Origin of the sequence: uncultured Dysosmobacter sp. (assembly GCF_947631165.1) — a bacterium.
Lineage (GTDB): Bacteria > Bacillota > Clostridia > Oscillospirales > Oscillospiraceae > Oscillibacter.
The window spans coordinates 58,562-74,044 of sequence record NZ_CANRKH010000013.1; the positions used below are offsets into that span (position 1 = coordinate 58,562).

Here is a 15,483-nt window from a genome sequence, read left to right on the forward strand (position 1 = left end):
GAAAGCCGTTTTTTCGTCCTCAGAAACCGAAAGGAGACCATACTATGAGCGATTACCGTATCGAGACCCAATGCGTCCAGGGAGGCTACACTCCCGGCAACGGCGAGCCTCGCCAGATCCCCATCATCCAGTCCACCACCTTCAAATATGCCACCAGCGAGGACATGGGCAAGCTCTTCGACCTGGAGGCCAGCGGCTATTTCTATACCCGCCTCCAGAATCCCACCAACGACGCCGTGGCGGCCAAGATCGCCGCACTGGAGGGCGGCTCCGCCGCCATGCTGACTTCCTCCGGCCAAGCCGCCAATTTCTACGCCATCTTCAACATCGCCAACTGCGGCGACCATGTGGTGGCCTCCTCCACCATCTACGGCGGCACCTACAACCTGTTCCACGTCACCATGCGGAAGATGGGCATCGAGTTCACTTTCGTGGAGCCGGACTGCACCGAGGAGGAGCTGGAGGCCGCCTTCCGGCCCAACACCAAGGCAGTGTTCGGCGAGACCATCGCCAATCCCGCCCTGACGGTGCTGGACATCGAGAAGTTCGCCAAGGCCGCCCATGCCCACGGTGTGCCGCTCGTCATCGACAACACCTTTGCGACCCCGGTGAACTGCCGCCCCATGGAGTGGGGCTGCGACATCGTGACCCACTCCACCACTAAGTACATGGACGGCCACGGGGCCGCCGTGGGCGGCGCCATCGTGGACTCCGGCAAGTTTGACTGGTTTGCTCACGCCGACAAGTTCCCCGGCCTGACGACCCCTGATGACAGCTACCACGGCATCACCTATGCCGAGAAGTTCGGCTTGGGCGGCGCCTTCATCACCAAATGCACAGCCCAGCTGATGCGGGACTTCGGCTCTATCCAGTCCCCCCAGAACGCCTTTTACCTGAATCTGGGCCTGGAGAGCCTCCATGTCCGGATGCCCCGGCACTGCGAGAATGGACTGGCGGTGGCCCGGTATCTGAAGGGGCATCCCAAGATCAGCTTTGTCACCTATCCCGGCCTGGAGGGGGACAAATATTATGATATCGCCCAAAAGTATATGCCGAACGGCACCTGCGGCGTGGTGTCCTTTGGATTCAAGGGCGGGCGGAGCGCCGCCGAGACCTTCATGAAGCACCTGAAGCTGGCCGCCATCGAGACCCATGTGGCCGACGCCCGCACCTGCTGCCTGCATCCTGCCAGCGCGACCCACCGCCAGATGAACGATGAGGAGCTGGCGGCTGCCGGCATCACCCCGGATCTGGTCCGCCTCTCCTGCGGCCTGGAGAACAAGGAGGACCTGATCGAGGATATCGCGCAGGCATTGGAGGAAGCCGACTGATGCCCATCAAAATTCCAAACCAACTGCCCGCTACCAACACCCTGACGGCGGAAAACATCTTCGTCATGACGGAGACCCGGGCCATCACACAGGATATCCGTCCCCTGCAGATCCTGCTGCTGAACCTGATGCCCACCAAGGTGGACACGGAGACCCAGCTGGCCCGGGTGCTGGGCAACACGCCCCTGCAGATCGAGCTGGAGCTGATCGCGCCCCGGGGCCATGTGTCCAAGAATACCTCCCAGGCCCACATGCTGGCCTTTTACAAGTCCTTTGATGAGGTGAAGGAACGCACCTTTGACGGTCTGGTCATCACCGGCGCGCCGGTGGAGCTGCTGGACTTTGAAGAAGTGGACTACTGGCCGGAACTGTGCGGGATCATGGAGTGGAGCAAGACTCATGTTCATTCCACCCTGCACATCTGCTGGGGCGCGCAGGCGGGACTGTACTACCACTACGGCATCCCCAAGCGCGTGCTGGACCACAAGCTCTTCGGCGTGTTCCAGCACACGGTGGAGGACCCCAATTTCATTCTCTTCCGGGGCTTTGACGACACCTTCTGGGTCCCCCACTCCCGGAATACCACCGTAGACCGGGCGGACATCGAGGCGGTGCCGGAGCTGAAGATCCTGGCCTCCTCGCCGGAGGCGGGGGTCTATGCCGTCAAGACCGCCCAGGGGCGGCAGGTGTTCCTGATGGGCCATGCGGAGTACGACCGGGATACGCTGTATCGGGAGTACCAGCGGGATGTGAATGCCGGCGTGGATATCCAGATCCCCCGCCACTACTTCCCTGGCGATGATCCCTGTAAAAAGCCGATGATGAACTGGCGCAGCTGCGCCCATCTGCTGTATGCCAATTGGCTGAACTACTGTGTGTACCAGACCGCGCCCTACGATATCCGGGATATCGAAAAAGGCGTGCGGACCGACGACTGAAAAACATAGGAGGGAGCTTTTGCTCCCTCCTATGTTTTTTGAGCGGGAAAAATCAAAATCAGGGCTTGACTCTCACACGGTGGCAGGTTCTACAATGGTTTTGAGCTCAAAAATCAAAGATCTGTGGAGGGCGCCCATGTTAAAGATCGGAGAATTTTCAAAACTGTCCAGGATCAGTATCCGGATGCTGCGCCACTATGACGAGATCGGCCTGCTGACGCCGGAGACCACCGACCCCTTCACCTCTTACCGCTACTATGGGGAAGGCCAGCTGGTAACAGCGGGCCGGATCGCCGCCCTGCGGGAGATGGGGTTCTCCCTGGCGGAGACGGCCCAAATGCTGGATAACTGGGGGGACCGGCAAGCAGTAGAACGCTGTTTGCTGGCCCGGCGGTCAGAGGCCGAGACGGTGCTGACGGCGGCGGAGCGGCGGGTGCGGCTTCTGGACACAGCCATTGAACGGCTGAGAAAGGATGAAGCAAGCATGAAATACGATGTGACTGTCAAGACCGTTCCGGAGCGCTATGTGGCCAGCCTCCGGCAGATCATCCCCAGCTATGACCGGGAGGGAGACCTGTGGCGTCTCCTCTGCGCGGAGACTGCCCATCTGCACATCCAGGACGGAGATCCGGCGCTGTGCACCGTGGTGTTTTACGACGGGGAGTACAAGGAGACCGACGTGGACGTGGAGATCCAGAAGAGCGTGAAGGGCGCGTACCCCGACACGAAGCACGTCCGGTTCAAGACGCTCCCTGCGGTGACCGTGGCCTCCGCCACCTTCCAGGGGAGCTACGACCAGATCACCGAGGCCAACGCCGCCGTGGCGGCCTGGGCCGAGGCCAACGGCTACGCCTTTGACGGGCTGGCCTTCAACATCTACCACGTCAGCCCCCACGAGACCCAGGACCCCGCGCAGTTCGTCACCGAGGTCTGTTACCCGGTGCGGAAAAAGTAAGAACCTGTACCAATAGGGGAGGAGTGCCGGATGGGTGAGGAATTTTTCTGCCGATCAAGGCGTTTTGACGCAGAAATACTAGGAGTATTTCAAGGAAAAACAACGCAGAGCGGCGGGAAAAGGACCGCTCAGACGGTGTGCTGCACCTATTGGTACAGGTTCTAAAGGGCCGCCCGCGTATCGCGGGCGGCCCTTACCGTCACTCGAAGTAAAACAGGTCCTCGAACTTCTTATCGAGAGCGATACACAGCACCAGCGCCAGCTTGGCGGTGGGACTGAACTGGCCCGTCTCGATGGAGCTGATGGTGTTCCGTGATACGCCCACCAGCTCCGCCAGCTGGCTTTGGGACAGATTTTTTTCCGCCCGCGCCACCTTGACGCGGTTTTTCAGCACCAGCTGGTCATCCATGCCATACGCCTCCAGATCTCCATGATTCCCGCACAGCCCATGCCCAGCCGCAGCAGCGCTGCCGGGACGGTGAACGAGAGAAAACACGCCAGACTTCGTTCTTTCATGTGTCATCCCTGTGTAAAGAATTGTACCAGATTCCAGACCAGAAATGCAAGGGATATCAGCAGCGTGATGACATCTGAAATACTCCGCCGCTTGGTCAGCCGGTACAGCCGGTTGGCCACGCAGGATATCCAGAACATGGAGAACACATCCGCGGTGGGCAGCCCGTGAAGCCGTTTCCAGTGGATCAGGACCAGGCCCAGCAGAAAGACGAACAGCACGCTGAAGGATTCCCCCTCGATATACACCGCCCGCTCCATCTCGTCCCGGTTTCGGTTTTCCTGCCTGCTCTTCTCCAAAATCTCCTCTTTGTTCATTGCGGTTCCTCCTTTACAGTCCGGCCCGGAGCACGGTCAGAATGTGGCATGCCAGCCCACCCAGTGCACACACGGCACCGCAGGCCACTGCCCACAGGTGAGCTCTTCCGCCGCAGGCCCGGTACTTGCCCCAGCCCTCGGCGGCGATGTAGGCCCAGAACATGGCGAAGGGCGCGTCATTGTTCTGTCCAGTGAAGAAATTGAATACAACGATGACGATAAATACCGCGCAAAAGGCGATGATCCCCGCCCGGCGGCCCTTGTCCGCCGCATAGGTCTCCCCCTCGTCCTCCTTCTCCGCGCGGCTGCGCCGCAGGATCTCCTCGCGATCCATCCAATCACTCCTTACCAAGTTTCCTTTTTAATTAGCCAAGTTAACTTTGCAAGCAAAGCATATCACTACCAAGTTTACTTGTCAAGAAGAATCTGCAAAAAGCTCCCGGGAAATTCTTCCCGGGAGCTTTTCACGGTCCAGAGGCCCATCGGCGGCTGATTCTTCCCGGCCCTGAGCGGGGGCGGTTTCTCTCCGCCGCTCAGACGGTCAGGTTTTCCGCGCAGAGCACATCGATGCGGCCCCGCGCCCGAACGGGGTCCGGCCGGATGCCCCGCCGGAGAAGGTCCCGCAGCAGCAGCAACGGCAGCTCGCCCTGGCGCACCATATCCTGGGGGATGGTGAAGTCCACGCTGCCGTTCAGCAGCATCTGGCGGATGCTTTCGTTGACGTCGTGGCACACGACCCGGATCTGGCCCCGCCGACCCGCGGCCCGGATGGCTTCGGCGCAGCCGGAGACATTGAGGTTGGCCATGTAGACGCCTCGCAGGCCGGGATAGCGGGCAATGGCGTCGCTCACTACAGAGACGGTGGTGCCGTAATCGTTAAAGGTCTCCGCCACCACCAGCTGCTCCGGGGCGAAGCCCAGCTCCGCCAGCCGCGCCTGAAAACCGGAGAGCCGCTGGCGGTGACCGTCAAATTTCAAATTGCCCACAGTGGCCAGGATCAGGGCGTCTGGGGGAACGCATTTGCTCATCAGCTGCGCCGCCACCCGGCCCGTGCGGCGGATGTCCTGGCCCACGAAGCACAAGCGGCCGCTGTCCGGCAGGTCGGAGTTGAAGGTGATGCAGGGGATGCCGGAGGACGTCAGCTCCGCGACCCGCCGCTGGATGGACCGGTCGCTTTGGGCGCAGATGGCCAGCCCCGCGGCACCTTCCTCTATCAAACTATTCAGCAGGGAGATGGCCTCTTGGGGGATATCGGTTTTGCATCGGGCCACCGATACCTGGATGCTGCTGCCGGCCAGCTCCTCCCGGGCATAGCGGATACCCTGCTCGATATCGTCCTGAAACTGGGCGCCGCTGCCACTGGGCAACAGAACCCCCAGCTTCAAAGGCTGAAGGGCAGTCCCCAGGGTCTGCAGGTGGGCGTCCCGGGGAGAGACGTAGCCGGTCTCCGCAAGGGCCGCCAGGACCCTTTCCCGCACATCTGAACGCACATAGGAGCGGTTGTTCAAAACGCGATCCACTGTCCCGCGGGAGACGCCCGCCAGGTCCGCCACCATTTGGATCGTGACACGTTTGCTCATGAATGACCTCCCATAATGTGTGTTTTGCACATATATGTGATTTGAATTATAGCACATGCCTCTCTGAATTGCAAAATATTTTTGCTTAAATTTAGCAAAAACGCTGATTTGAAGCGAATTTCATCCCAGCGCTTGACAAGCTGGCAGGGGAGATGCATAATATGTGCAAAAGCACAGATAAAAACTCGCACATAAAAGCACGGAAGGAGATCACCATGAAATTTCAAAAGTCAGCGTGCATCGAGCCAATGTACAGCGAGCTGCCCTTTCTGGACCGGATTCAGGCCGCTAAGGACGACGGTTTTGACTTCGTGGAGTTCTGGGGCTGGACGGACAAGGACCTGGACGCGGTGAAGGCCGCGGCGGAAAAGGCGGGGATCGGCATCTCCGGCTTTAACGGGGATGCGGAACTGTCCCTCATCGACCCCAGCCAGCGGGAGGCGTATCTGGCCTTCCTGCGGCGCTCTGTGGCCGCCGCTCAGAAGGTGGGTGCCCGCAGCGTCACCATCCACTCCAACGGCCTGGGCGAGGGCGGCGTGGTCATCGACCACTATGACGGCCTCAGCGATACGGTGAAGCTCTGCGCCATGTTCGATACCTTGAAGGCCTGCGCGGAGATTGCCCAGGAGAGCGGCATCCTGATGAATCTGGAGCCGCTGAACATCACCACGGACCATGTGGGCAACTTCCTGACCACGACCCGCATGGCGGCGGAGATGACCCGCCTCATCGGCTGCCCGAAGCTGAAGGTGCTGTACGACGCCTATCACATGCAGCTGAATGAGGGAAGCCTCTGCGACAACATCCGGGCCTACGGCGACCAGTTTGGACACATCCACGTGGCCGACGCTCCAGGCCGCCATGAGCCGGGCACCGGTGAGATCAACTACGCCAATGTGTTTGCCTGCCTGGAGGAGACCGGCTATCAGGGTCTGGTGGGCTTTGAGCTGATCCCAAGCACCACCACCGCCGAGGCGGTGAAAGCCATTATGAAATTTTGACCAGCGATCATAAAATCAGAAAGGAATGTGTGTTATGCAGACGATCAAAGTCGGTATCATCGGCGCCGGGCGCATCGGCAAGGTCCACGCGGAAAACATCGCCAAGTTTGTCCCTGAGATGGAGATCAAGACCATTGCAGACCCCTTTATGAGTGAGGAGACCGTAGAGTTCCTCCAGCGGCTCCGCATCCCCAACATCGTCAGTGACGCGGAGGCGATCCTGAAGGATCCGGAGATCAAGGCGGTCATCGTATGCTCTCCCACGGACCTCCACGCGGAGTACGTGATCCGCGCGGCGGAGGCCGGTAAGGATATCTTTGTGGAAAAGCCCATCGACTACCGGCTGGACCGGGTACACGCCGCCATCGACGCCGCCAAGAAGGCGGGGGTCAAGCTGCAGGTGGGCTTCTGCCGCCGCTTCGACCACAATCACCACGCCGTTTACGAGGCGGTGCGCGCCGGAAAGATCGGCGACGTGAACCTGGTGAAGATCAGCTCCCGGGACCCCGCGCCCCCTACCATCGACTACGTAAAGGTCTCCGGCGGCATCTTCTACGACATGATGGTCCACGATTTTGACATGGCCCGCTTCCTGGCCGGCGCCGAGGTCACCGAGGTGTTCGCCTACGGCGCTGTGCTGGTGGACCCCGCCATCGGCGAGGCCGGGGATGTGGATACCGCCGTGGTGTCTCTGAAATTCGCCAATGGCGCCATGGGCATCATCGACAACAGCCGGAAGGCCGTCTATGGCTACGATCAGCGGGTCGAGGTCTTTGGCTCCAAGGGCGCGGTCATGGACGTGAACGACACCCCGGACAATACCGTGTTCTACGGCGAGGACGGCACGGTCTCCGGCACCTGCTATAAGATCATGTGGGACCGCTACACCGGCGCTTTCGCCGCCGAGCAGCAGGCATTTGCCGACGCGGTCATCAACGACAAGCCCACGCCTGTGACCGGCGAGGATGGTCTGTATCCCATCCTCATCGCGGCGGCCGCCACCAAGTCCATGAAGGAAGGCCGTCCCGTGAAGATCAGCGAGATTGAGGGCTGATGCCCGCTCCATCGCAGTACCCCGCGTAATCCAGGAAGCAGGGCGGTCCCAGGACCGTCTGCAGCGGGATGACCCGCAATCATAAAGAAAAGTGAGGTACCCAGCATGAAGAAGAGAACGATCAGCGCGCTCCTGACGATTTTGATGCTTCTGACCCTTACCGCCTGCGGCGGTGACAGCCAGGCAGACACCGCCGGTGGGGATGCCGCCGGAGATGATGCCTATCAGCTCAGTGTGATCCTGAAAACCACCGCCTCTGAGCACTGGCAGCTGATCATGGCCGGCTGCCGGGCCTTTGAGGCAGAACACCCCGACGTCAAGATCGAGGTCGTTGGTCCTGCCAGCGAGACCTCCTACGACGACCAGCAGAACATGATCGAGACTGCCCTGAACAATCCGGATGTGGACGCGCTCATCATTGCGCCGCTGCAGTCCGAGACCGCCGCGAACCTGATCAGCGGTGAAGAGCGCCCGGTCTTTGCCATGGATACCAACATCGATGCCCCGGAGATCGTCTCCTTTATCGGCACCGGTAATGAGGAGGCCGCCAAGCTGGGTGCTACCGAGGCTGTGGCTGCTGCCAAGGCGTCCGGCCATTGGGACAAGATCGAGTGCATTGAGATCGCCGGCGTGCAGGGCGACGCCACCAACACCGCCCGTATGAACGGCTACATCGCGGGCATCACGGAAAACGGCGGCACCTTCCTGACTGATGAGGTCCAGTATGCCAACGCCGTGGCTGACCAGGCTGTCGTCTGCATGGAGGCGGTCATTCAGACCCGGCCGGAGGGCGTTGCCATCGTCTGCGCCAACAATGACGATATGGCCGTGGCCGCTGTCCGCGCCGCCGAAGGCCAGCCCGGGTATGAACATACCATTTTCCTGGGCTTTGACGGCTCCACCGGCGCCTGCCAGGCGATCTTGGACGGCGATCTGACCATGTCCGTGGCCCAGAAGCCCTATGAGATGGGTTATTTGGCCTGCCAGGCCGCCTATGAGACGCTACAGGGCAACAAGGTGGAGAGCTTCATCGATTCCCAGATCGAAGTCATCACGCCCGAAAACGCCCAGGCCCGCATCGACGCTGTCAACGCCTATCTGGGCAGCTGACAGGCAGCGAGCCGCAGATCCGTGGGGACGGTCCAGACCTATTATAAAAGATTACGGTCCTTTACAGGGCCGTGATCTTTTATGGCCGGCACAGTTGAAGAGAACCCTTTCGGTCAGTATGTCAAGGAGGGAGTGCGGAAATTCTGAAAAAATTATGATGCGTCCAGCTCTCGCCGGATAAGGCGGTTGATTTTGTCGCTTATTGTTTCCTGGCTGGTGGTGCTGAAATGGAGTGTCACCTCGTAGATGGTGCCGCCGATTTTCTGCACCAGAGAGGGCGGCGGCGCGTCCGGGGCGGGTGGGGCGCTGCCGCCCTCCGTCACGGGCAGGGAGAGGGTATTACCCTCCCTGCTGGTGCTGTCGCTCGCCTCCGGCGCGGGGGCGGTGGTGCTGGTGATCGCGGTGCTGGGGTCATTGGTCATAGGCTCTCCTTTCTTCGTTCAACGTGACGGCGCGGAGCGCCGCCACGTCATCGTCAATTTGGCAGTCACGTTGGGCCGGGTGAGGGTAAGGTATCAGGCCCCCACGCTTCACCGTTCTGCCTCCCGGCGTTTCTGCCGGGTCTGCTCCTGCTGGTGCAGGGCGGTGTCGGCGTTCCGCTTCACCTGTTGAAGCCTCCGCAAATCGTCCTCGATGGGCTTGTACTGCTCATACTCGGCCTTGTACTCCTGCTCAAGTCTCGCCTGCTCCTGCTCCCACGCATGGGCGGGGATTTTACCAGCAGGGGAACGGTGCTTGTCCAGCTTGCGGCGGGTCATGTGAAACGTCCTTAAATCGCCCTCATGCTCCAACTCGAATTTCTCCCGCTGGCCTTTCCACTTGATACCCTTCCACTTGTCATAGATGGGCTTGGTGTCCCGGTAGAGGTCAACAAGCCGAAGCAGTTCCTTCAATTCGTTCAGGCGGGTACGCTTGGCTTTCATGGATGTGTTGATGGCCTCCGTCCGCTCACTCTGCGCGGCGATATGGGCCTCCAAATCTTCCAGCGTGGTGATGCCCTTCTCGGTCAGATAATTGATGGCCTCGGCAAAGTTTTTGAGGTTGCCTATCCTGGCGTTGCGGCTCCATGCTCCGGCGTTCCGGCCCTCGTAGTAGGCGGTCAGCAGGGCGGCGAGGTCGAGGCCCTGGGGCTTGCTCAACTCGTCCTTTGCCGCCTTTATCCAGTCGGTCAGGTCGGTGATTTTCTTCCGAAGGCCCCGCAGCAGGTCGCGGGCCTTTCTCACCCAACGATTGAAGTCGCCTTTGTCGGTGGTGATGCCCCTGGCCTCCATCTGGCGGACGGCGACGCCCTCATGGATGGTGGGCGGTGTGTCCACGCCCTGCCGCTCATAGGAGCGGTGATCGACGCGACACTCCAAACCTTTCTCGGCAAACTTGGCGTTGACCATCTCGGCCCATACGCGCCGCCATTCCTCCAACGTCGCCGGGTCGCCCCAGTCGGTAGTGGGAACAGCGTCAAAGAGGGGCTTGCCGTCCTCGCCCATGATGCGGTTCCCAGCCTCGTCCAGATGGTAGCGGCGGCGTTGCTTACACCCCCATTTGCCGTCTGGCTCGATGGGCCGGATAGGGCAGAGGATATGAAAATGGGGGTTGGGGATGCCGCCGTCCTCCTTGTCCGGCTGGTGAATGGCAAAGTCGGCAATCATGCCCCGGCCCACAAGCTGCTCCGACACGAATTGCCTTGCAAGAGCGATGTTCTCGTCAAGAGAAAGTTCGTTCTGCAAGGCAATATCGAAGCTATATGCAAGCTGGGCTTTCTTGCCGCGCTCGGCCTTCTCCACGGCGTTCCAGAGGGTGGCCCGGTCCTGGTACTCGGCGGGGGCCTGGGGCGGCAGGAGAATGTCTGTGCAGACCACGCCGCCCTTGTGGGTGTAGTCGCTGACCTCGCCGTAGTATTCGCTGAAAAGTTTCTCCCCGGCGCGGTAAGCGGCGGACGTGACAATAGACTGTCCCGCACTCCGTTTGATTTGGGTGACGTGGAAGTGAAACAGGGCCAATTATCCACCCTCCTGCTGGTCGATGGCGCGGCGCACCAGGGCGGCGACTTCCGGCAGGGAAAAGATTTGCTCTACCAGCAGACGAAAGGCAGTTTGGCTCATGCCGCGCACGTCCGGGGCCACGCTCTCCACGTCCGCCCCACGGGTGATAAGGCGGTGGTTTCGCTTCTTCCTCTCGCCCTCCGTATAGTAGCGGATGCGGTTCTCCAACCGCTGGACTTGGTGCTGGTATTGCTCCGCTCTGGCGGTGGCCTCGGCGCACTCTTTTTCCATTTCCTCGCGTGATTTTTCCATCATGTTTGACCTCCTTCTTGGCAAAATAATAGACCGTCTACCTGTTGTGTTCGGTAAACGGTCAAGGGTTCCAATATTCGGTTTTGGCCTCGCTGGAAAGGTACAGCCGGGTCGCGGGTGTACCTTCCCGGCGAGGGTGCAGGGATAGCCGCGAAGCGGCGCAAGGGGCGCAGCCCCTTGTACGGAGCGTAGCGACGCAAACGGCCCGGACTTTCGGAAGTCCGGGCCGGGCCTCGCAGAGCGCAATTCATACATGGTCGCAGACCATGTATAGAAGTGCGCCCTTGCTTCGCGGCGGGATTTTCACCTCCCCGATAAGCTGGAATTCGTAAAACTATTGCAAAACCCATACCTGCCCATCGGGCATATTCTTCCAAGCTCCAGGAATAACCTCTAAAATCTCTCCAGTGGGATATTTCCGAATGACAATTTCTTCTCGATAATATGGCTCATCATACCATCGGCAGAAATAAAGGCTGTCACCCTTTCTGTCAAAGAAACTCTCTGTTTCTTCAATACTAAATTCTGCTTTTTGGGGCCAGATAATTTGAAATTTTCCATCATTTCTCTGTCGGGTAAGCATCAGCGGCGATTGCCCTAATAACAGATTATAACAATCCTCTACCTCTGTTAAAGACAGGGAAGCAACTACGGCAACTTGATTTGTGGTATCATCATATTGAATAATGCTGAGTAGCGACTTTGGGAAGTCGGCTAATAATATCTGTATTTTCCCGTTATATGAAATAGGCCGCCCGAAGTATTGTCCGGCTTTGCCCTCAATCGGTTCCACGACGCGCCCATCGGGATAGTGAACAAACACAAGACGGTTGCAGTTTACGGGATGATGGTCACGATATAGTTCCTCGGCCTCATACAAATCTCCATGCGTGTAATCGTTGCCCCAATACCATTCAGAACTTCCATCCAGAGGCTCAAGCGATATGATGCCATGTGTATTAATTATTTTCATCATGAATCAATTCCTCGAATCCGATTTGCCAAACTGTGTCCATAGGAAGTATAGCACAACAACGCAACCAAATCAACCAGCAGGATAAGGAGCTTTCTCGGCCTCCCTTGCGGCCCGCTGTGCCTCCCTCACCCGGCGCATACGCAGCTTGTTTTGCTCCCGTTCCCGGTTCCGCGCCGCCAACGCCTTTTGCGCTTTTGCTTCTTCCTCGGCGGTCAACACAACCTCCGGTCTGGGCGGGACGAAACAGCCGATGAAGTTGAAATATATATCAACCTTCTGCCGCCGGTCGCCGGTGGATTTGTCGGCCTCATGGACAACGACTTTCTCTATAAATTCGTTGAGCATGGGAGCGGTCAATTCGTCAAAGCTGGTGTAGCGGCGCACAATGGAAATGAACCTCTGCGCCTTCATGCCGTCCTCAGCCTGGGCGGTGATGCCCTCTTTCAGTTCTGCGGCCTCCTGCTCCAACGCGCTCTGCTCTGTGTCGTACTCTACCAGCAGGCGGTTGAAATGCTTATCGGGTATCTTGCCCGTGGCGTTCCCCTCGTACAGCTTCTTGATTAACTCGTCCAGTTCGGCAATCCGCTTCTCGGCCTTGTGGAGCCGCTTCTTCTGCTCCCTGGCGGTCTGCTCCTGCCCCGCGCTGGCGGCGTCCCGCACAATGCGGATAAACGCTTTCTCGTCCTCCCGGACGTAGGCGCTCACCTCGCGGATCGCCGTCAGTATCAGCTTCTCCACGTTGGAGGTCTTGATATAGTGCATGGTGCAGTCTCGGGTCAACTGGCGGTAACTGCCGCACCCATAATAATCATCAGCGTCAAAGACTTTCTTCTTGGTGGGGGACGGCTGGTGATGGGTCATTTTGCACCCGCAGTCGGCGCAGTAGAGAAGCCCGGTCAGCGGATTGGCGGGGCGGTCTGGATAGTTGGGCTTGCGGATGGTTTTCTTCAGACGGTGGGCAAGCTGCCATGTTTCCTCGTCCACGATGGCCTCATGGGTGTTGGGGAAAATCATCAATTCCTCCGGCTTGGCCTTGCGCCGCTTCTTGGTCTTGTAGTTCTCGCTGACGGTCTTTCCCAGCACCGTATGGCCCATGTACTCCTGCTTTTCCAGGATGTACCCAACCGCCGTACTTGACCAGCGATAGGGGTCGTGAAAGCCCTTGCTGTGGTCGTTCTCCGGGTTGTGCAGCTTGGCATAGGCGGAGGGTATCAGCACCCGGTCAGCGGTCAGAACGTTCGCTATGCCCTGGACACCGTATCCCTCAATGACCATCTGGAAGATGCGCCGGACAACGGCGGCGGCCTCCTCGTCCACGATAAGGTGCTGTTTGTCCTGCGGGTCGCGGCGGTAGCCATAGGGGACGCTGGGGGACACGCGCTTGCCGTCCTGCATCCGCGCTTTGAAAATGGCCTGTATCTTCCGGCTGGAGTCACGGGCATAAAACTCGTTCATGATGTTCAAAAATGGGGTGAAATCGTTATCACCCTGCTTGTCGCTGTCGATACCGTTGTTGACGGCGATAAACCTCACACCCTTGTCCCTAAACATGACATCGGTGTAAAAGCCAACCTTGAGATAGTCCCGCCCGAAGCGGCTCATATCCTTGACGATGATGGTCGCCACGTTCCCAGCCTCGACTTCGGCAATCATGGCCTTGAAGCCGTCCCGGTCAAAGGTTGTGCCGCTTACCCCATCGTCTGTGAAGTGGTGGACATTGGTGAAGCCATTCCGCTTGGCAAAGTCCTCCAAAAATGCCTGCTGGTTCAGTATGGAATTGCTGGGGCCTTGTAACTCGTCGTCGCGGCTCAACCGCTCATAAAGTGCTGTAATCTTGGTGCTGTGTGCCATGTTCGCCACCTCCTGTTGTTGTGCGGATTTCTCCACCCTTACGATATTATCCCTTTTGGATTCTTTCCAATACAATGCTGCTGTGCAGCGTTGCAGGCTTCGTATGCGGCCCGGTTTGCCAAGGGCAACCGGGAAAGCACTAAAAGAGAGGGACAGGCTATGCCTGTCTTTTTCTTTTGTGGTGAGACGGGAAAAATACTTTTTCGCCCCCGTTTCACCTCGGCTGCGAGCCTAGCGCAGCGGGTCGCAGCCGAAAGCGAAGAAATTCCCTGTCTGACTAAGAAGTCTCGCCGTAAGCGGGGATTTGTGTTAAACAGGGAATTTCTGAGCTGTACCAAGGCAAGAAAAATACTTTCCCAGCCAAAGGATTTGCAAAAAACCAAACCGAACCCGCTTACGCTGGGCTTCGGTTTGGAAATGAGCCACAGCAGAATGAGCGCACGGTGACTTTTGAAAAAAGTCGCCGCAAGCGATATGACGCTTGCGGCGACGTGCGATGAGCGGATGAAATCGATTTTCCTCTGAAAGCATTGTAGCAGAAAGATTTAGGTTAAAAATCGGGCATCGAATCCAGATGAAAGATTTTTACAATTTTGAGAACCGTAAATTGTACAGCATCCTCGCCGCTGAAAGAGAAGCTGGATGAGCTGGAAAAGCTATATGGACAATACGATGTCCACACCTTATGTGAGGCGCTTGAAGTCTCTCGCGGTACATTCTACAACCACATACTTCGAAACAAACGGAGCAACGCCTGGTTCGAAAAGCGCCGGGAAGAATTCCGTGTTTTGATCCAAGAGGTCTTTAATGAGTTTCATCAAGTGCTTGGTGCGGAAAAACTGTGTGCGATTCTCGTACAGCGGGGCCACAGAGTAAGCAAGAAGTATGTGGCTGACTTGATGAGAGAAATGGGACTGATCAGCATCCGCACCACGGAAAAGCAAGATTGGTTGAAATGGAATACGCCAAAGAAAAATGTAGTTCGGCAACAATTTCAAGCAACGCAGCCAAACCACATATGGGTCAGTGACGTTACCTGCTTCAAACTGAATGAGCGATACTACTATGTCTGCGTGATTCTCGACCTGTATTCCCACATGGTGATCATTTATAAAGTTTCCAAGAAAAACAGCACACAGCTGATTACCGCCACGTTCAAATCGGCGTATGAGCAACGCACACCTTCGCCTGGCCTTATCTTTCACAGCGACCGCGGCTCACAATATACATCGAGTCGCTTTCAAAAGCTTTTGCAGGGATATTCCGTTACACAGTCCTTTTCCAATTCCGGAAAACCCCATGACAATGCGGTGGCTGAATCCTTCTTTGCCTCTCTCAAGAAGGAGGAACTTTACCGCAAGGAGTATCGCTCGGAAAAAGAATTGATACAGGGCATTGATTCTTACATTCGTTTTTACAATCAAAAGCGTCCACACCGCACATTAAACAACTTATCGCCATATTAATTTGAGGAAAAATACTCGGCCGTGTTAGAGTCGGGAGAAATTAGCCATTTTCTGCCGGGAGAAAACAGCCAATTTCGGCCGGACGAAAATCGCCAATTG

The 15,483-nt window shown here is 57.9% G+C and carries 18 protein-coding genes; 8 read left to right on the plus strand and 10 right to left on the minus strand.

Going from position 1 to position 15,483, the window contains the following annotated elements; translation table 11 throughout:
• The first annotated feature begins 44 nt into the window (after nucleotides 1-44).
• From Q0Z69_RS08310 to Q0Z69_RS08320, 3 genes are all read left to right on the plus strand, one after another.
• Nucleotides 45-1,331 carry an O-acetylhomoserine aminocarboxypropyltransferase/cysteine synthase family protein gene (locus Q0Z69_RS08310; RefSeq protein ID WP_298031981.1) on the plus strand — a complete coding sequence of 429 codons (1,287 nt, stop codon included), beginning with the start codon at nucleotides 45-47 and terminating at the stop codon, nucleotides 1,329-1,331.
• Nucleotides 1,331-2,269, plus strand: a complete 939-nt coding sequence (gene metA / locus Q0Z69_RS08315) for a homoserine O-succinyltransferase (RefSeq protein WP_298031984.1) — start codon at nucleotides 1,331-1,333, stop codon at nucleotides 2,267-2,269. Before Q0Z69_RS08310 ends, metA begins: the two co-directional genes overlap by 1 nt.
• Before the next feature lie 136 nt (nucleotides 2,270-2,405).
• Nucleotides 2,406-3,224 carry a MerR family transcriptional regulator gene (locus Q0Z69_RS08320; RefSeq protein ID WP_298031986.1) on the plus strand — a complete coding sequence of 273 codons (819 nt, stop codon included), beginning with the start codon at nucleotides 2,406-2,408 and terminating at the stop codon, nucleotides 3,222-3,224.
• 199 nt (nucleotides 3,225-3,423) lie between these two features.
• Here Q0Z69_RS08320 and Q0Z69_RS08325 read toward each other — a convergent pair whose 3' ends face one another.
• The 5 genes from Q0Z69_RS08325 to Q0Z69_RS08345 form a co-directional block, all read right to left on the minus strand.
• Nucleotides 3,424-3,633 carry a helix-turn-helix transcriptional regulator gene (locus Q0Z69_RS08325; RefSeq protein ID WP_298031989.1) on the minus strand — a complete coding sequence of 70 codons (210 nt, stop codon included), beginning with the start codon at nucleotides 3,631-3,633 and terminating at the stop codon, nucleotides 3,424-3,426.
• Entirely contained in the window at nucleotides 3,612-3,740 is a 129-nt protein-coding gene (locus Q0Z69_RS08330) for a hypothetical protein (RefSeq protein WP_298031991.1), read from the minus strand. The genes Q0Z69_RS08325 and Q0Z69_RS08330 overlap by 22 nt, the downstream gene beginning before the upstream one ends.
• A 3-nt stretch (nucleotides 3,741-3,743) precedes the next feature.
• Nucleotides 3,744-4,055: a DUF6442 family protein gene (locus Q0Z69_RS08335; RefSeq protein ID WP_298031992.1), complete on the minus strand. Its 312-nt coding sequence runs from the start codon at nucleotides 4,053-4,055 to the stop codon at nucleotides 3,744-3,746.
• 13 nt (nucleotides 4,056-4,068) lie between these two features.
• On the minus strand, nucleotides 4,069-4,389 hold the full coding sequence (locus Q0Z69_RS08340) for a DUF6442 family protein (RefSeq protein ID WP_298031994.1): 321 nt from the start codon (nucleotides 4,387-4,389) through the stop codon (nucleotides 4,069-4,071).
• Nucleotides 4,390-4,588: 199 nt separating this feature from the next.
• A complete protein-coding gene (locus Q0Z69_RS08345; RefSeq protein ID WP_298031996.1) occupies nucleotides 4,589-5,635 on the minus strand; it encodes a LacI family DNA-binding transcriptional regulator in 1,047 nt (348 codons plus the stop codon).
• A gap of 215 nt (nucleotides 5,636-5,850) precedes the next feature.
• On the opposite strand from Q0Z69_RS08345, the gene Q0Z69_RS08350 reads away from it, so the two are divergent.
• The 3 genes from Q0Z69_RS08350 to Q0Z69_RS08360 all read left to right on the plus strand — a co-directional run bounded on the left by Q0Z69_RS08350 (nucleotide 5,851) and on the right by Q0Z69_RS08360 (nucleotide 8,800).
• The gene (locus tag Q0Z69_RS08350; protein WP_298031998.1) at nucleotides 5,851-6,636 is read left to right on the plus strand and encodes a hydroxypyruvate isomerase family protein; all 786 of its coding nucleotides are present in this window, start codon (nucleotides 5,851-5,853) and stop codon (nucleotides 6,634-6,636) included.
• Nucleotides 6,637-6,670: 34 nt separating this feature from the next.
• The gene (iolG, locus tag Q0Z69_RS08355; protein ID WP_298032000.1) at nucleotides 6,671-7,690 is read left to right on the plus strand and encodes an inositol 2-dehydrogenase; all 1,020 of its coding nucleotides are present in this window, start codon (nucleotides 6,671-6,673) and stop codon (nucleotides 7,688-7,690) included.
• A gap of 105 nt (nucleotides 7,691-7,795) precedes the next feature.
• The gene (locus Q0Z69_RS08360; protein WP_298032001.1) at nucleotides 7,796-8,800 is read left to right on the plus strand and encodes a sugar ABC transporter substrate-binding protein; all 1,005 of its coding nucleotides are present in this window, start codon (nucleotides 7,796-7,798) and stop codon (nucleotides 8,798-8,800) included.
• Between the two features lie 152 nt (nucleotides 8,801-8,952).
• Here Q0Z69_RS08360 and Q0Z69_RS08365 read toward each other — a convergent pair whose 3' ends face one another.
• The 5 genes from Q0Z69_RS08365 to Q0Z69_RS08385 form a co-directional block, all read right to left on the minus strand.
• Nucleotides 8,953-9,222 (minus strand): transposon-encoded TnpW family protein, encoded by a 270-nt coding sequence (locus tag Q0Z69_RS08365; RefSeq protein WP_367272271.1) that lies wholly within the window; start codon nucleotides 9,220-9,222, stop codon nucleotides 8,953-8,955.
• Nucleotides 9,223-9,330: 108 nt separating this feature from the next.
• The gene (gene mobQ / locus Q0Z69_RS08370) at nucleotides 9,331-10,797 is read right to left on the minus strand and encodes a MobQ family relaxase (protein ID WP_298032002.1); all 1,467 of its coding nucleotides are present in this window, start codon (nucleotides 10,795-10,797) and stop codon (nucleotides 9,331-9,333) included.
• Nucleotides 10,798-11,094 carry a DUF3847 domain-containing protein gene (locus Q0Z69_RS08375; RefSeq protein ID WP_298032004.1) on the minus strand — a complete coding sequence of 99 codons (297 nt, stop codon included), beginning with the start codon at nucleotides 11,092-11,094 and terminating at the stop codon, nucleotides 10,798-10,800. It abuts the gene before it with no gap.
• 331 nt (nucleotides 11,095-11,425) lie between these two features.
• On the minus strand, nucleotides 11,426-12,067 hold the full coding sequence (locus tag Q0Z69_RS08380) for a hypothetical protein (RefSeq protein WP_298032006.1): 642 nt from the start codon (nucleotides 12,065-12,067) through the stop codon (nucleotides 11,426-11,428).
• A gap of 69 nt (nucleotides 12,068-12,136) precedes the next feature.
• Nucleotides 12,137-13,918: a DUF4368 domain-containing protein gene (locus Q0Z69_RS08385; RefSeq protein WP_367272272.1), complete on the minus strand. Its 1,782-nt coding sequence runs from the start codon at nucleotides 13,916-13,918 to the stop codon at nucleotides 12,137-12,139.
• A gap of 159 nt (nucleotides 13,919-14,077) precedes the next feature.
• Here Q0Z69_RS08385 and Q0Z69_RS08390 point away from each other — a divergent pair, with 159 nt between their 5' ends.
• Entirely contained in the window at nucleotides 14,078-14,365 is a 288-nt protein-coding gene (locus Q0Z69_RS08390) for a hypothetical protein (RefSeq protein WP_298032009.1), read from the plus strand.
• Between the two features lie 146 nt (nucleotides 14,366-14,511).
• Nucleotides 14,512-15,384, plus strand: a complete 873-nt coding sequence (locus Q0Z69_RS08395) for an IS3 family transposase (RefSeq protein WP_298032011.1) — start codon at nucleotides 14,512-14,514, stop codon at nucleotides 15,382-15,384.
• Nucleotides 15,385-15,483 lie beyond the last annotated feature (99 nt).

What these genes read in the sequence shown, in the direction of transcription:
- Q0Z69_RS08310 (WP_298031981.1), top strand. Translation starts at nt 45, where the DNA reads ATGAGCGATTACCGTATCGAGACCCAATGCGTCCAGGGAGGCTACACT.
- metA (WP_298031984.1), top strand. Translation starts at nt 1,331, where the DNA reads ATGCCCATCAAAATTCCAAACCAACTGCCCGCTACCAACACCCTGACG.
- Q0Z69_RS08320 (WP_298031986.1), top strand. Translation starts at nt 2,406, where the DNA reads ATGTTAAAGATCGGAGAATTTTCAAAACTGTCCAGGATCAGTATCCGG.
- Q0Z69_RS08325 (WP_298031989.1), bottom strand. Translation starts at nt 3,633, where the DNA reads ATGGATGACCAGCTGGTGCTGAAAAACCGCGTCAAGGTGGCGCGGGCG.
- Q0Z69_RS08330 (WP_298031991.1), bottom strand. Translation starts at nt 3,740, where the DNA reads ATGAAAGAACGAAGTCTGGCGTGTTTTCTCTCGTTCACCGTCCCGGCA.
- Q0Z69_RS08335 (WP_298031992.1), bottom strand. Translation starts at nt 4,055, where the DNA reads ATGAACAAAGAGGAGATTTTGGAGAAGAGCAGGCAGGAAAACCGAAAC.
- Q0Z69_RS08340 (WP_298031994.1), bottom strand. Translation starts at nt 4,389, where the DNA reads ATGGATCGCGAGGAGATCCTGCGGCGCAGCCGCGCGGAGAAGGAGGAC.
- Q0Z69_RS08345 (WP_298031996.1), bottom strand. Translation starts at nt 5,635, where the DNA reads ATGAGCAAACGTGTCACGATCCAAATGGTGGCGGACCTGGCGGGCGTC.
- Q0Z69_RS08350 (WP_298031998.1), top strand. Translation starts at nt 5,851, where the DNA reads ATGAAATTTCAAAAGTCAGCGTGCATCGAGCCAATGTACAGCGAGCTG.
- iolG (WP_298032000.1), top strand. Translation starts at nt 6,671, where the DNA reads ATGCAGACGATCAAAGTCGGTATCATCGGCGCCGGGCGCATCGGCAAG.
- Q0Z69_RS08360 (WP_298032001.1), top strand. Translation starts at nt 7,796, where the DNA reads ATGAAGAAGAGAACGATCAGCGCGCTCCTGACGATTTTGATGCTTCTG.
- Q0Z69_RS08365 (WP_367272271.1), bottom strand. Translation starts at nt 9,222, where the DNA reads ATGACCAATGACCCCAGCACCGCGATCACCAGCACCACCGCCCCCGCG.
- Q0Z69_RS08375 (WP_298032004.1), bottom strand. Translation starts at nt 11,094, where the DNA reads ATGATGGAAAAATCACGCGAGGAAATGGAAAAAGAGTGCGCCGAGGCC.
- Q0Z69_RS08380 (WP_298032006.1), bottom strand. Translation starts at nt 12,067, where the DNA reads ATGATGAAAATAATTAATACACATGGCATCATATCGCTTGAGCCTCTG.
- Q0Z69_RS08385 (WP_367272272.1), bottom strand. Translation starts at nt 13,918, where the DNA reads ATGGCACACAGCACCAAGATTACAGCACTTTATGAGCGGTTGAGCCGC.
- Q0Z69_RS08390 (WP_298032009.1), top strand. Translation starts at nt 14,078, where the DNA reads ATGCCTGTCTTTTTCTTTTGTGGTGAGACGGGAAAAATACTTTTTCGC.